The sequence below is a fragment of the Nonomuraea sp. NPDC001684 genome (genome assembly GCF_053596515.1).
The window spans coordinates 13,416-27,368 of the sequence record NZ_JBSFGJ010000091.1; the positions used below are offsets into that span (position 1 = coordinate 13,416).

General features: G+C 71.2%; 14 protein-coding genes. 10 read left to right on the forward strand and 4 right to left on the reverse strand.

Annotated elements, in window-relative coordinates; translation table 11 throughout:
• The first annotated feature begins 170 nt into the window (after positions 1–170).
• Positions 171–2,237 carry a transglycosylase domain-containing protein gene (locus tag ACWCSD_RS18845; RefSeq protein ID WP_449916397.1) on the forward strand — a complete coding sequence of 689 codons (2,067 nt, stop codon included), beginning with the start codon at positions 171–173 and terminating at the stop codon, positions 2,235–2,237.
• On the opposite strand, the gene ACWCSD_RS18850 is transcribed toward ACWCSD_RS18845, so the two are convergent.
• Entirely contained in the window at positions 2,223–4,187 is a 1,965-nt protein-coding gene (locus tag ACWCSD_RS18850) for a thioredoxin domain-containing protein (protein WP_449916400.1), read from the reverse strand. The genes ACWCSD_RS18845 and ACWCSD_RS18850 overlap by 15 nt on opposite strands.
• A gap of 94 nt (positions 4,188–4,281) precedes the next feature.
• Between ACWCSD_RS18850 and ACWCSD_RS18855 the strand changes: the two genes are divergently transcribed.
• Positions 4,282–5,433 (forward strand): hypothetical protein, encoded by a 1,152-nt coding sequence (locus tag ACWCSD_RS18855; protein WP_397161332.1) that lies wholly within the window; start codon positions 4,282–4,284, stop codon positions 5,431–5,433.
• Here the strand turns inward: ACWCSD_RS18855 and ACWCSD_RS18860 are convergent.
• The 3 genes from ACWCSD_RS18860 to mca are packed head-to-tail and all read right to left on the reverse strand — an operon-like array spanning position 5,419 to position 6,793.
• Positions 5,419–5,712 (reverse strand): GNAT family N-acetyltransferase, encoded by a 294-nt coding sequence (locus ACWCSD_RS18860; protein WP_449916403.1) that lies wholly within the window; start codon positions 5,710–5,712, stop codon positions 5,419–5,421. The two genes, ACWCSD_RS18855 and ACWCSD_RS18860, sit on opposite strands and share 15 nt — an antisense overlap.
• A complete protein-coding gene (locus ACWCSD_RS18865; protein WP_352323255.1) occupies positions 5,713–5,874 on the reverse strand; it encodes a hypothetical protein in 162 nt (53 codons plus the stop codon).
• A 34-nt stretch (positions 5,875–5,908) separates the two neighbouring features.
• Positions 5,909–6,793 (reverse strand): mycothiol conjugate amidase Mca, encoded by an 885-nt coding sequence (mca, locus tag ACWCSD_RS18870; protein WP_352323256.1) that lies wholly within the window; start codon positions 6,791–6,793, stop codon positions 5,909–5,911.
• Between the two features lie 147 nt (positions 6,794–6,940).
• On the opposite strand from mca, the gene ACWCSD_RS18875 reads away from it, so the two are divergent.
• The 8 genes from ACWCSD_RS18875 to ACWCSD_RS18910 form a co-directional block, all read left to right on the forward strand.
• Positions 6,941–7,363, forward strand: coding sequence for a DUF4307 domain-containing protein (locus ACWCSD_RS18875; protein WP_397161329.1), 423 nt, complete (start codon positions 6,941–6,943; stop codon positions 7,361–7,363).
• A gap of 108 nt (positions 7,364–7,471) precedes the next feature.
• A complete protein-coding gene (gene greA, locus ACWCSD_RS18880) occupies positions 7,472–7,972 on the forward strand; it encodes a transcription elongation factor GreA (protein ID WP_352323258.1) in 501 nt (166 codons plus the stop codon).
• Between the two features lie 140 nt (positions 7,973–8,112).
• Complete coding sequence (locus ACWCSD_RS18885; RefSeq protein WP_397161704.1) at positions 8,113–9,222, forward strand: C40 family peptidase; 1,110 nt, start codon at positions 8,113–8,115, stop codon at positions 9,220–9,222.
• Positions 9,223–9,288: 66 nt separating this feature from the next.
• Complete coding sequence (locus ACWCSD_RS18890; RefSeq protein ID WP_449916406.1) at positions 9,289–9,810, forward strand: hypothetical protein; 522 nt, start codon at positions 9,289–9,291, stop codon at positions 9,808–9,810.
• 249 nt (positions 9,811–10,059) lie between these two features.
• The gene (locus ACWCSD_RS18895; RefSeq protein WP_449916408.1) at positions 10,060–11,853 is read left to right on the forward strand and encodes a phosphoenolpyruvate carboxykinase (GTP); all 1,794 of its coding nucleotides are present in this window, start codon (positions 10,060–10,062) and stop codon (positions 11,851–11,853) included.
• Positions 11,854–11,983: 130 nt separating this feature from the next.
• Positions 11,984–12,886 carry a TIGR04222 domain-containing membrane protein gene (locus tag ACWCSD_RS18900; RefSeq protein WP_449916411.1) on the forward strand — a complete coding sequence of 301 codons (903 nt, stop codon included), beginning with the start codon at positions 11,984–11,986 and terminating at the stop codon, positions 12,884–12,886.
• A 1-nt stretch (position 12,887) separates the two neighbouring features.
• Positions 12,888–13,727 (forward strand): DUF692 domain-containing protein, encoded by an 840-nt coding sequence (locus ACWCSD_RS18905; protein WP_449916413.1) that lies wholly within the window; start codon positions 12,888–12,890, stop codon positions 13,725–13,727.
• The coding region (locus ACWCSD_RS18910) for a hypothetical protein (protein WP_449916416.1) at positions 13,720–13,953 on the forward strand (234 nt) is incomplete at its 3' end. The genes ACWCSD_RS18905 and ACWCSD_RS18910, both read left to right, overlap by 8 nt.

Below are 13,953 nucleotides of genomic sequence, written 5' to 3' on the forward strand. Positions count from 1 at the left end.
TGACATTCGCCCAGCTTGCGGGGGTTGGGCGAGGGTGTCTCAGAGGGGGGTCTCGGATGCGGGGCGGTGGTGGAAAAGGCATGCGGAAACGGCGCGTACTCCGAATAGTGTTGATCTCTTTCGGCGCCGGAATCGCCGTGCTTGCCGGTCTTTTCGCCATTGCGTGGGCGATGACTCCCATTCCCGACAGCACGCAGAAATCGGCCACCGCCGAAGGCTCGGTGATCTATTACCGCGACGGCAGGACGGTGCTCGCCCGGCAGGGCGTCGACCGCCGGAACGTCGAGCTGGCCAAGGTGCCCAAGCACGTGCGCGACGCGGTCATCGCCGCCGAGAACCGCTCGTTCTACAACGACGGCGGCGTCTCGCTCAAGGGCACCGCGCGGGCCGTCTGGTCCACCGTCACCGGGCAGCAGCTCCAGGGCGGCTCCACGATCACCCAGCAGCTCGTGCGCAACTACTACAGCGGCCTCAGCCAGGAGCGCTCGGTCACCCGCAAGTTCAAAGAGATCCTCATCGCGATGAAGGTCGACCAGTCCAAGTCGAAGGACTGGGTCCTGGAGCAGTACCTCAACACGATCTACTTCGGCCGCGGCGCCAACGGCGTCCAGTCGGCCGCGCGCGCCTACTTCGGCAAGGACGTCGACAAGCTCACCGTCGCCGAGGGCGCGTACCTGGCGGCGGTCATCCAGCAGCCCAGCCGGTTCGCCGACCCCGAGGGCGCCGACCTCGACGCGGCCCGCTCCCGCTGGCAGGCCGTGATCAACGCCATGGGCCAGACGGGCGCGCTGTCGCGCCAGCAGGCCGCCGCCGAGCGTTTCCCGGTGCTCAAGGCGCCCAAGAAGCCGTTCGAGCTCAAGGGCCAGGGCCAGTACATGCTCGACCAGGTCACCGCCGAGCTCAACCGGCGCGGCTACTCCGACGAGACCATCAACAGCGGCGGCCTGAAGATCGTCACGACGTTCGACAAGAAGCTCATGACGGCGGCCGAGCAGGCGGTCAAGGACGTGCTCCCGGCCTCGACGCCGAAGAAGGTGCGCACCGGGCTGGCCGCCGTCGATCCGGCCACCGGCGAGGTCGTCGCCTTCTACGGCGGCCGCCACGACCAGGTCGGCGACTACGACAACGCGTTCTCGGCCAAGCGGATGGCGGGGTCGACGTTCAAGCCGTACACGCTGGCCGCCGCGCTCGACAACGGCTTCGACCTGTCCACCAGGGTCGACGGCAACTCGCCGCTGCGCGTGGCCTCGGCCGACAAGCCCATCCCCAACGACAGCGGCCGCTCCTACGGCCAGATCAACCTGGTCAGCGCCACCCAGAACTCCGTCAACACGGCCTTCGTCGACCTCGGCCAGAAGGTCGGCCTGAACAAGGTCGCGGAGGTCGCCGAGGCCGCGGGCATCCCCAAGGAGCAGTTGCAGGGGCAGCAGGCGTACGCGACCTTCCCGCTCGGCGTGTCCTCGGTCAGCGCCGTCCAGAACGCCTCGGGCTTCTCCACCTTCGCCAACAAGGGCGTGCACATGGAGGCCCACGTGGTGAAGTCGGTCACCGACGGCAAGGGCGAGAAGAAGACGGTCAAGCCCGTCGTCACGAAGGTGGTTGGGGAGCAGGCCGCCGCCGACACCGTCTACGCGATGCAGCAGGTCGTCAAGTACGGCACCGGCACCGCCGCGCGCCTCTACGACCGTCCGGTGGCCGGCAAGACCGGCACCACCGACGACTCCAAGAACGTCTGGTTCAACGGGTTCGTCCCGCAGCTCGCCGTCGCCGTGAACATGTTCCGCAGCGACGACGAGACCGTCACCATCCCCGGCTACGGCACGCAGTTCGGCGGCCAGCTCCCGGCGCAGATCTGGCGGGCGTTCATGACCGAGGCCATGGCCGGCGAGCCCGTCGAGGAGTTCCCCGAGCCCTCCCAGTACGGCTACGAGTCCTCCTACTCGCCGCCCGACCGCGGCCGCGACGTCCGCGACCAGCAGTCGACGCCGCCCGCCGACCAGAACGAGTGGGGCAACCCCGACTCCGGCCCCACCGATCAGCAGCCGTTCGGCGACCCGACGGTCACCGAGGCGCCCACCGACGACGGCTCCGGCGACAACGGCAGGACCGGCCGCGACCGGCAGGACGAACGCCCCCAGGACGCGCCCACGGCGCCCTCCGACCAGCCTCTGGGGCCCCCGGACGAGAGCCGCGACACCCAGCGAGACAACCTCGGCCGGCCGTCAGGCACCGGCTAGCTCGGCCCGCAGCTCCTCCACCGTGGTGACCGGCAGCCGGCAGGCGAACCCCCGGCACACGTAGGCGGCCGGCGCGCCGTCGACGGGGCCGCGCCCCTCCAGCAGCGCGGGGAACGGCTCGCCGCCGGCCTCGCCGTCGCCGGGCGCGACCACCAGGCCCGGCACGTCGGCCAGCAGCGCCTCCCGGTGCAGGGCGGCCGTACGCGGGTCGGCGGGGCTGCCGACGACCGCCACCTCCACGGGCCCGTCGAGCGCCGCGCGGGCCACGGCCAGCCCCCAGCCGGCGAACCTGGCGTGCCGGTCGGCCAGCACCGACACCGTGGCGAGCGCGGCCGCGGCGGCCTCCCGGTGCCGGGCCGAGCCGGTCAGCGCGCCGTAGGACAGCAGGGCCCCCGCGGCCGCGTACTGGCCGGAGGGCGTGGCGTTGTCGGTGGGGTCCTGTGGACGCTGGAACAGCCGTTCGGCGTCGTCAGCGGTGTCGTAGAAGCCGCCGGAGCCGTCGGAGAAGCGGTCGAGGACCGTGTCGAGCAGCGTCTCGGCCAGCCGGAGCCATCTCGTCGCGCCGGTCACGCCGTAGAGGGAGATCAGGCCCTCGGCCACGTTCGCGTAGTCCTCCAGCACGCCCGCGTTGGCGCCCGCGCGCCCGTCGCGGGAGGTGCGCAGCAGCCGCCCGCCGCTCGTGTGCACGTCCGCGAGCAGCTCGGCCGCCGCCGTGGCGGCCTCGACCAGGTCGGGACGCTCGAACACCACGCCGGCCTCCGCGAGCGCCGCGACGGCCAGGCCGTTCCAGGAGGCCACGACCTTGTCGTCGCGGCCCGGCCGCACCCGCAGCTCCCTGGCCGCCAGCAGCCTGCCGCGCACGCCGGCGTACCGCACCGGGTCCTCGGGGTCGCGCGGGAGCTGGAGCACCGACGTGCCGTGCTCGAACGTGCCGGTGACGTCGAACAGGCCGGTGGCCCAGCGGCCGTCGTCGTCCCCCAGGACCTCGCGCAGCTCCTCGGGCGTCCAGACGTAGAACTTGCCCTCCACGCCCTCGCTGTCGGCGTCGAGGGCCGAGGCGAGGCCGCCCTCGGGCGTGCGCAGCTCGCGCAGCATCCAGCCGGCCGTCTCCAGCGCCACCCGGCGGGCCAGGTCGCCGCCGCCCGCCTTCCACCAGTGGGTGTACACCCGCAGCAGCAGGGCGTTGTCGTAGAGCATCTTCTCGAAGTGCGGGACCACCCACTCGGCGTCGACGCTGTACCGCGCGAAACCGCCGCCGAGCTGGTCGTAGATGCCGCCGCGGGCCATGGCTTCGAGCGTCCGGCCGCTCATCTCGCGCTCGCCGGAGCGCAGCAGGAACTCCAGGACCATCGACGGCGGGAACTTCGGCGCGCCGCCGAAGCCGCCGTTGACCGGGTCGAACGACTCGCGCAGGTTGGCGACGGCCCGCTCCAGCGTCTGCGCCTCCGGAGTGGCGCCGCGCGGGAACGCGGTGTTCTGGTTGAGCGCCTCGACCACCTTGGCGCCCTGCGCCAGCACCGACTCCCGGTCGCCGGTCCACACCCGGTGGATCTCGGCCAGCAGCCGCCGGAAGTGGGGACGCGGGAAGTACGTGCCGCAGTAGAACGGATGGCCGTCGGGCGTGGCGAACACCGTCATCGGCCAGCCGCCCTGCTGGGTCATGGCCTGGGTGGCGGTCATGTAGACGGCGTCGACGTCGGGCCGCTCCTCGCGGTCGACCTTGACGTTGACGAAGTGCTCGTTCATGAGGGCGGCCGTGTCGGCGTCCTCGAAGCTCTCGTGGGCCATCACGTGGCACCAGTGGCACGCCGAGTAGCCCACGCTGATCAGCAGCGGCACGTCCCGGCGCCGGGCCTCGGCGAACGCCTCGTCGCCCCACGGGTGCCAGTCGACGGGATTGCCCGCGTGCTGCAGCAGGTAAGGGCTCGTGGCGTCGTTCAACCGGTTCATCAGGACCTCCCTCGCTCACCCTAAACCGCGTCCCCGGGGACGGCCCGCCACCCCGCGGCTGACTCGGGCGGGGCGGACGGCGTAGGTTACGGGCGTGGACATCGACTACGTCTGCGCCCACGCCGGCCGCCCGCCCGCCGCCGTCACGCGCAGGGACGTCGCCCGCGCGCTGCTGGCCGTGCCCTCGGGCGTGGCGCTGGTGGCGCTGCCCGATCTGCGGCGGGCCATGGTGGCGGCGGGCAACCCGCTCTCGCAGCCGTTCTGGGACTCCGCCAAGGCCACGCTGAGCTCCATCGAGGCGGGCGTGGCCACCGTCGGCGACGTGCAGCGCTGGGTCGAGTCCACCGGCACCGAGCCGATTCTCATGACGCCCAGCTACTTCGTCTGGCCCGAGGAGGACGAGCGCGGCCCGGTCGCGGCCGAGATGTTCGGGCGCATGGTCTCCTTCCTGGAGGAGCGCGTCGCCGCCGGGGAGATCGACCCGGACGCGCTGGCCCAGGGCGACCACGCCGCCCGCCGGGCGTACGAGGAGCTCCAGGAGCACTGGCTGGCCACGCCGCTGCCCGACGGCCGGGTGCCCGGCTTCGCGGTCAGCGACGAGCAGGACGAGGAGCTGTTCGCCGCCCTCGACGAGGAGGAGGCGTTCGCGCTGTCGGAGCTGCGCCGCATCGTCGGCGAGCTGCCCAAGGCGCCCGAGCTGCCGCTGGTCGAGCTGGAGCTGGCCGCCGCGCGCCTGCGCGTGCTGCTGGACCTGCCCGGCTACCCCGCGAACGTGCTGCGCGCCTGCGCCGGGTTGGACGACCGGCCGATGCCGGACGACGACCGGGAGTTGTGGCTGGCGGTGGCGGCGGGCGTGGCCGGGCCGATCTCCGACCTGTCCGAGGCCGACGACGTGCCGGAGGAGTTCGCCGACCTGGAGGGGGAGCTCGGCCACGAGGACACCGCCCTGGCCAACCTGTGCGCGATCCAGCACGCCGACTGGCTGGCCGCGGTGGCGGCGCTGGCCCGCATGGGGCCCGGGGTGCTGGCCTCGCCGGAACGCCTGGCCAGGCTCATCGCCGAGTCCGACGACATCGAGTCGGGCGAGCAGGACGACGACGACCTCGACGCCACCGAGGGCCTGTTCGCCTCGGTGGTCAGCCTGTGGACCTACCTGGGCATCGTGGACGCCGACGAGGTGCTGACCCCGCTCGGCTGGTGGGGCCTGCCCAAGGCCCTGGAACGCGCCTGGTCACCCCGCGACTGACGAGTCGCTGTACTCCTTGAACTCGGGGTGACGCTCGATGTAGCGGGCCACGTACGGGCACAGTGGCACGATGCGCAGCCCGGTGTCGACGCTCGTGCGCAGCGCGTACTCCACGAGCCTGCTCGCCAGGCCCTGGCCCTCGTAGGCGGGCAGCACCTCGGTGTGCGTGAAGACGACTTTCGTGGGCAGCAGTCGATAGTCGGCGAACCCGGCGACCTTGCCGTCGACGAGGACCTCGAAGCGGCACTCCGTCGAGTTGTCGACTACTTCGATCGGCATCTATTCGGCTTTCTTGTCCGTGTCGCCCTCGTGCGGAACCTGGATCTTCGACATCTGCTTGTTCATCGACTTGATGAGGATGTAGAGGGCCAGCCCGATGAGGGCGACGACGGTGAAGCCGAGCAGACCCGGACTGACATCACCAGCTGCGAGAACTGTCACACCTTCAGTCTGCCACCCGTATGCCGTGGTCCGGTCAGTGGCAGGCGGGTGAGACGTCCTCGGCGTGGATGCCGGCGAACAGGTCGTCCTCGGGCAGCTCGGTGTCGACGAGCGAGCGCGCCAGGTGGTAGTCCTCGGTCGGCCAGATCTCCTGCTGCAGCTCGCGCGGGCAGACGAACCAGAAGCCGTCGGGGTCGACCTGGGTGGCGTGCGCGAGCAGCGCCTCGTCGCGGATCTGGAAGTACTCGCCGCACGGCACCCGCGTCGTGACCGGCCACTTGGCGGGCCGGTCCTCCCAGCGGGAGATCCAGTCGGAGTACGGGGAGCCGAGGCCGCGCTCGGTCATGGCCTCGTGCAGCGCCTCGAAGCGCTCCTTGGTGAAGCCCATCTGGTAGTAGAGCTTCATCGGCTGCCACGGGTCGCCGGTGCCGGGGTAGCGGTCGGGGTCGCCGGCCGCCTCGAACGCCTCGACGGAGACCTTGTTGGTCATGATGTGGTCGGGGTGCGGGTAGCCGCCGTCGTCGTCGTACGTGATGATCACGTGCGGGCGGAACTCGCGCACGGCGGCCACCAGCGGGGCCGAGGCGTCCTCAAGCTTCTGCAGCGCGAAGCAGCCCTCGGGCAGCTCCTCCTCCTCGCTCTCCGGCAGGCCGGAGTCGACAAAGCCCATGAAACGCTGCTGGACCCCGAGGATCTCGCGGGCCCGCTCCATCTCCGCCCTGCGCACCTCGCCGATGTTGGCCACGATCTCGGGCCGGTCCATCTTCGGGTTGAGCACGGAACCCCGCTCACCGCCCGTGAGGGTACAGACCAGCACTTCCACGCCTTCGCGCACGTAACGCGCCATCGTGGCGGCGCCCTTGCTCGACTCGTCGTCGGGGTGGGCGTGGACTGCCATCAACCTCAGGGGTGCACTCACGGGCGCGTTCTCCTCACAGGGTCTCCTCGGTGGAGGACCGGTCACTCGTCCAGAGAGGTTAGTTTCTGCTGGGCGGTCGCGAGGGCACGCCCCCCGCGGGCGACAATTGTCTCGGATAACGCTCAGGGAGTGCAGGGAGATTCCGCCATGGTCACCGAAGATGTCGGGAACGGACCCGTTCTCGGCACACCCGACGACTTCCCCGACCGTCCGAAGAGAGGCGGCCGGCTGGTCGTGCATGTCGTGATCGGCGTGCTGGTGGCCATCGTCGCGGGCGGCTGGGGATGGGTGATGTGGTCGATGACGGCCGGCGGCGGCTCGGAGGCCCCGGCGCAGGTCGTCTCGTTCAGCATCGACGCGCCCGGGCGCGCGGAGATCACCTTCGAGGTGTACAAGCCCGACGATAGAGTGGCCGTCTGCCGGATCAGGGCACTGGACGTCTACCACGCGGAAGTCGGCAGCAAGGAAGTAAGAATCCCGGCTGGTGAGGGTAGTAAGCAGCTCAAGGAGAGCCTCGACACCAGTGGTGAGGCCACTTCCGTCCACATCCAGTACTGCAATCTCGTATAGTGAGACATTTGGGGAAGCGTCCGGACGGCTGAGTTGTTAGCCTTTCGCAATTCGACCGTCCACATCCTCAAGTGATCTCAGGGCCCCCTAGGCAAGCAAGGAGAACCCGTGGCCGACTCTCGCGATGAGAACGTCACATGGCTGACGCAGGAGGCGTACGACCGCCTGAAGGCGGAGTACGAATATCTCTCTGGCCCCGGGCGCGTCGACATCGCCAAGAAGATCGAGGCCGCCCGTGAGGAGGGCGACCTGAAGGAGAACGGCGGCTACCACGCCGCCAAGGACGAGCAGGGCAAGATGGAGGCCCGGATCTTCCACCTCCGCCAGATCCTCGACAACGCCAAGGTGGGAGAGGCCCCCAAGACCGAGGGCGTGGTCGGCCCCGGCATGACCGTGACGATCCGGTTCGTCGGCGACGACGACGAGGTCACCTTCCTGCTCGCCTCCCGCGAGGAGAGCGGAGCGCCGATCGACGTCTACTCGCCCAAGTCGCCGCTCGGTTCGGCGATCAACGGCAAGAAGATCGGTGAGAAGGCGACGTACTCGATGCCCAACGGCCGCCAGAACACCGTCGAGATCCTCGAGGCTGTGCCGTACATCGGCAACTGACCCCCGCAGATCCTGACCGCCGGGCCCACGTCGGCCCGGCGGCGTTTTCGCGTTCGCCGGGAATCGCGCAGGACCTCAGCTTCCTGGTGAAGACGCGGAAACGGCGAGACTTATCCAGGCTCATCCCCTTCATCGTGGTGATGCTGGTGGCCGTGCTCACCACCGACGTGCTGGTGCTGGTCCAGACGGGGGAGGAGCAGGCGCCGGTCGAGGTGGTGCGGGCGCGGCCGGTGCCGAAGCAGACGCTCATGGCCCAGTCCCGTGCCGACCAGTCCGTGGCGCCGCTGGGCAAGCTGCGCAAGCCCAACCTCTTCGTGCTCACCCGCAAGCCGTTCACCGACGAGCTGCTGCGCAAGGTCGCCGGGCTGCGCGGCGTACGGGCCCTTGAGCTGGCCGACGCGGCCTCCATCTCGCTCGACGGCAAGCGGGTGCAGACGCTCGCGGTGAACCCGTCCACGTTCCGGGCCTACACCCCCAAGGTGACGGCGTCGTCGGACGCCCTGTGGCAGAACGTGGCCTCCGGCGACGTGGCGGTCTCGTTCGTGCTGGGCAACGACGGCGGCCTGGCGCTGCACAGCCGCGTGAGCGGGCCGGCCGGGCCGCTGCGCATCGGCGCGTACGCCACCACCGGGTTCGGCGCGGTCGACGCGGTCGTGTCCAAGGAGACCGGGCGCAGGCTGCGCCTCCCGCGCGACAACGCGCTCATCGTCAGCGCCCCGGGCGCGAACTCCGACGCGCTGCGCCGGGCCATCCTGGCCGCGATGCCCAAGGGCACGCAGGTGGCCACCGTCAACCCCGTCCAGCCGCGGCCCAGGGCCGACACCCCGAAGAACTGGCCGTCCGGGTCGTTCATGACCGTGGAACAGCTCACGGCGGCGCTGAAGGCCGCGGTGTCCAAGCTGGGCCGGCCGTACGTGTGGGGGGCCGAGGGGCCCGACACGTTCGACTGCTCGGGGCTGGTGCAGTGGGCGTACGGGCAGGCGGGCGTGCGGATGCCGCGGGTGACCCACCAGCAGTGGGTGGCCGGGCCGCAGGTGCCGCTGGCGCAGGCGCAACCGGGCGACCTGATCTTCTGGCGCAACGACCCGACGAATCCGGGTTACATCTCGCACGTGGCGATCTACTGGGGCAACGGGAAGGTGCTGCAGGCGCCGCGCACCGGGGACGTCGTCAAGATCTCCCCGTTGAGCACGCGGAACCTGGCCGGCGTCGTCCGGGTCAGCCCCGTCGCGGCCGCCCGCGTCCGCTGAACGAACCTTCGCACGATCCGCGGTTCGGCTCGTGCATTTCGCGCGCAACTGTGTAATCGTGATTACATGTCAACAGACGATATGAGCGCGCAGGTCCGCGGCTGGTTCACCGGCCGGCTCCCCGAGGGGTGGTTCACCGGGGCCCCCGAGATCGTCCGTGACCGCGAGGAGATCGCGGTGCTCGGCACGCTGCCCGACCCGCTCGCCGACACGCCCGAGGCCGAGCGGCTCGCCCTCATCGAGGGGCTGGCCCGCCGGTTCCGCGAGGAGACCCGCGAGCGGCGGATCGAGATCGCCCGCGAGGCGGAGCGCCGGTTCCGCCAGAAGGTCTCCTGGGGCGTGCGGTGCGGGGGCGAGACTGTGATGTTCACCACACTCTCCGTACCCGTGATGACGCGTCTGCGTCAGTCGGAGCGTCAGGTGCTCGACACGCTCGTCGCCGCCGGGGTGGCCAGGAGTCGCAGCGACGCGCTCGCCTGGTGCGTGCGCCTGGTCGGCAAGAACACCGACACCTGGCTGGCCGAGCTGCGCGACGCCCTCCAGCACGTCGACAGAGTGCGCAACGCGGGCCCCGACGTCAATTCCTGAGAACACCGGCGGAAACGGCTCGGGAAATTGGACTAAACCACTGAGGTAATTGGTTTAGACCACGCGAATTGGCCTGGACCGACATCGCGAAATTCCTCTTTTAAAACTTCGAGTCCTGGGTAGGCTCCCCGGATCGTCAGGGCCGCTGCCTGCGGCGACGGTCGCGCCAACAGGTCTATGCCAATTGGCTTTCATGCGCCTTCGTCGTTAATGATGACTGGGCCCTGAGAGAGTGGAGGAGTCGCAGTCGTGTCCGTTTCCGTGGAAGTGCCCGCGCCGACGAGCAATCGCGAATTGGTCGCGTGGGTGAACGAGATCGCAGCCCTGACCCAGCCCGACCGGATCGAGTGGTGCGACGGCTCGGAGGAGGAGTGGACGCGCCTGACCAACCTCCTCGTCGAGCAGGGCACGCTCACCCGGCTCGCCGCGCGCCCGAACAGCTTCTACGCCAAGTCCGATCCCAGCGACGTGGCGCGGGTGGAGGACCGTACCTACATCTGCTCGGAGCGCGAGGAGGACGCGGGCCCGACCAACAACTGGATCGCTCCAGCGCAGATGCGCCAGACCTTCTCCGAGCTCTTCGCGGGCTGCATGCGCGGCCGCACGATGTACGTCGTCCCGTTCTGCATGGGCCCGCTCGGCGGCGAGATCTCGCAGCTCGGCGTCGAGATCACCGACTCCGCGTACGTGGCCGTGTCGATGCGGATCATGACGCGCATGGGCGACCGGGCGCTGCGCCTGATCGAGCAGCGCGGCGGCTTCGTCAAGGCCGTCCACTCCGTCGGCGCCCCGCTGCGGCAGGGCCAGTCCGACGTGGCCTGGCCGTGCAGCTCCACCAAGTACATCAGCCACTTCCCCGAGACCCGCGAGATCTGGTCCTACGGCTCGGGCTACGGTGGCAACGCGCTGCTCGGGAAGAAGTGCTACGCGCTGCGCATCGCCAGCGTCATGGCCCGCGACGAGGGCTGGCTGGCCGAGCACATGCTCATCCTCAAGCTCACGCCGCCCGACGGCGAGACCCGTTACGTCGCCGCCGCCTTCCCGAGCGCCTGCGGCAAGACGAACCTGGCCATGCTCCAGCCCACGATCCCGGGCTGGAAGGTCGAGACGATCGGCGACGACATCGCCTGGATGCGCTTCGGCGACGACGGCCGCCTGTACGCCATCAACCCGGAGGCCGGCTTCTTCGGCGTCGCGCCCGGCACCGGCCAGGTGACCAACGCCAACGCCATCAAGACCCTCTGGGGCAACAGCATCTTCACCAACGTCGCCCTGACCGACGACGGGGACGTGTGGTGGGAGGGGCTCACCGAGGAGCCCCCGGCGCACCTGACCGACTGGAAGGGCCGCTCCTGGACGCCCGACAGCGACGAGCCCGCCGCCCACCCGAACGCCCGCTTCACCACACCCGCCTCCCAATGCCCGACCATCGCACCGGAGTGGCAGGACCCCAAGGGCGTGCCCATCTCGGCGATTCTCTTCGGCGGCCGCCGCGCCACCGCCGTGCCTCTGGTCACGGAGTCGCTGAGCTGGGAGCACGGCGTCTTTCTCGGAGCCAACGTCGCCTCCGAGAAGACCGCCGCGGCCGAGGGCAAGGTGGGCGAGCTGCGCTACGACCCCTTCGCCATGCTGCCGTTCTGCGGCTACAACATGGGCGACTACTTCGGCCACTGGCTCGACATCGGCCGGGTCGAGGGCGCGAAGCTCCCGCGCATCTACTACGTCAACTGGTTCAGGAAGAACGACGAGGGCAGGTTCATCTGGCCCGGCTTCGGCGAGAACAGCCGCGTGCTCAAGTGGATCGTCGACCGCCTCAACGGCGAGGCCAAGGCGAACCCGACGGCGATCGGCCTGCTGCCCGCCGAGCTGGACACCGACGGCCTCGACCTGTCCGAGGAGGACCTGCGCACGCTGCTGTCGGTCGACCGCGACGTGTGGCGCGAGGAGGCGGCCCTGATCCCGGCCCACTTCGAGAAGTTCGGCGACCACCTGCCGAAGGAACTGTGGGACGAGTACGACGCCCTGCTCGACCGGCTCGGCTGAGCGGGCGCGCGCGGTGCGGCGGTGCTGGCCGCCGCACCGCGCGGGGGCGTTCTGATCGCCCGGAACCTTTATGCCTTGCTTATACGTCTTCTCGGTACGCGGCCCGACAGGCCGCACGAGGGGAGGGCGTATGGATCTGTTCCTTCTCATCCTCGCGGTGGCGCTGGCCGTGGCGGCCGGGGTCACCGTTCTGGCGGTCCGGCGCGAGCACGCCGCCATCCGGGGGGCCGCCGTCGAGCCCCGGCCGCACGATCTCGGCCCCTACGAGCTGGCCTTCCTGGCCGGCGGATCCAGGCGCGTCGCCGACACCGCCGTCGGGCTGCTGGCGGCGTCAGGGGCCGTACGCGTGTCCCGCGACGGACGGGTGCACCGGGTGGCCGGCGCCCGGAGCACCGGCGAGCCGGTCGAGGACGCCGTCCTGGACGAGGTCGAGCGCAACCCCGGCGCGTGGGCGAGCACGATCAGGGAGCGCGTGAGCCAGGGCGAGACCCTGGACGCCCTCAGGCACCGGCTGGGCAGGATCGGCGCGGTTCACCCCACCGGCTCCTTCACCCAGGTGGACCGGCTGATCGTCCGGTTACGGGTGCTGGCGGTGCTGGCGCTCGCCGGGGCGGCCGTGGAGGCGCTGTCGGTGGCCGTCGAGGGCACGTCGCCGCTTCCCCTGGCCGCGCTCGGCGTCCTGGCCGGGACGGTCGTGGGCGCGCCGAGCGCCATCGCCGGACACCGGCGCACGTTCCCCACCGATCTCACCGCTTCCGGGCAGGCCGCGCTCGACCGGGCCAAGCTGGACCACCCGCCGGGCACGTCCAGCGGCCCGGTGGCCGTCGCGCTGTACGGCCTCGGCGAGCTGAACGACGCCAACCTCGTCCTCGCGCTCGACGGCTCCCCGGCCCGTACGGTCGCCCCCAGGCGGCGGCGCGGCGGCGACCAGTCGCACAGCGCCGGCGCGGGCGGTTGCGGCACGGCGGGATGCGGCGGCGGGAGCGGCTGCGGCGGCGGCTGCGGGGGCGGCTGCGGCGGCGGGGGGAGCTGACATGCCGGACCTGCCGGACCTGGGGGTGGGCATCGGGTGGCGGCCGGAGCTCGACCTGACGATCGAGCGGATGGCGGGCGTCGGGTTCGTCGAGGTGGTGGCCGAGAACATCGACCCCGATGACCTGCCCGAGTCGCTGCGCGTGCTGCGGTCCAGGGGCGTGCCGGTGATCCCGCACGGCGTCTCGCTCGGCGTCGGCGGCGCCGAGCCGCCGGACCCGGCCCGGCTCGCCCATCTCGCGGCCTGCGCGCGGGCCCTGGACTCGCCGCTGGTCAGCGAGCACCTGGCGTTCGTCCGCGGGGGCGGCGTGGAGGCGGGGCACCTGCTTCCGGTGCCGCGGACGCGGGAGTCGCTGGAGATCGTCGTGGAGAACGTGCGGCTGGCCCAGGAGGCGCTGCCCGTGCCGCTGGCCCTGGAGAACGTGGCGGCGATCTTCGGCTGGCCGGACGACGAGCTGACCGAGGCCCGCTACCTGGCCGAGGTCGTGGAGCGTACCGGGGTGGGGCTGCTGGTGGACGTCGCCAATCTGTACGCCGCCCAGGTCAACCTCGGGCTGTCGGCCGTGGCCGCGCTGGACGCGCTGCCGCTGGAGCACCTGGCGTACGTGCACGTGGCCGGCGGGCACGAGCACCACGGGATCTGGCACGACACGCACACCGCCGCCGTGCCGCCGGCCGTCCTCGGCCTGCTGACCGAGCTGTGCGCCCGGACCAGGCCGCCCGGGGTGCTGCTGGAGTGGGACGACGACTACCCGGGCGACGCCGCGCTCGCCGGCGAGCTGACCCGCATCCGAGCCGCCATGTCCTCAGTGGAGCAGACCGTGGGCGGACGCGGTGAGTGAGGAGGCGCGGGCGCGGCGTGTGGACGCGGTGAGTGACGGGGCGCGGGCGCGGCTGGCGGAGGCACAGGGGCGGGTCGTCGCGTGCCTGGTGGCCGGGGCGGATCCGCCGGCGGGCTTCGACGCCGGGCGGCTGCGCGTGCAGGCGTCCGCGCTGCTCGCCAAACGGCGCGGCGTGGTGGCCAGGCTCCGCCCGGACGCCGCCCGTGCCGCCGGGCCCGCCCTGGCC

Excerpts from the sequence above, each read along its gene's own strand:
- ACWCSD_RS18845 (WP_449916397.1), top strand. The coding sequence starts at position 171 with ATGACTCCCATTCCCGACAGCACGCAGAAATCGGCCACCGCCGAAGGC.
- ACWCSD_RS18850 (WP_449916400.1), bottom strand. The coding sequence starts at position 4,187 with ATGAACCGGTTGAACGACGCCACGAGCCCTTACCTGCTGCAGCACGCG.
- ACWCSD_RS18860 (WP_449916403.1), bottom strand. The coding sequence starts at position 5,712 with ATGCCGATCGAAGTAGTCGACAACTCGACGGAGTGCCGCTTCGAGGTC.
- ACWCSD_RS18875 (WP_397161329.1), top strand. The coding sequence starts at position 6,941 with ATGGTCACCGAAGATGTCGGGAACGGACCCGTTCTCGGCACACCCGAC.
- ACWCSD_RS18885 (WP_397161704.1), top strand. The coding sequence starts at position 8,113 with ATGCTGGTGGCCGTGCTCACCACCGACGTGCTGGTGCTGGTCCAGACG.
- ACWCSD_RS18890 (WP_449916406.1), top strand. The coding sequence starts at position 9,289 with ATGTCAACAGACGATATGAGCGCGCAGGTCCGCGGCTGGTTCACCGGC.
- ACWCSD_RS18900 (WP_449916411.1), top strand. The coding sequence starts at position 11,984 with ATGGATCTGTTCCTTCTCATCCTCGCGGTGGCGCTGGCCGTGGCGGCC.
- ACWCSD_RS18905 (WP_449916413.1), top strand. The coding sequence starts at position 12,888 with ATGCCGGACCTGCCGGACCTGGGGGTGGGCATCGGGTGGCGGCCGGAG.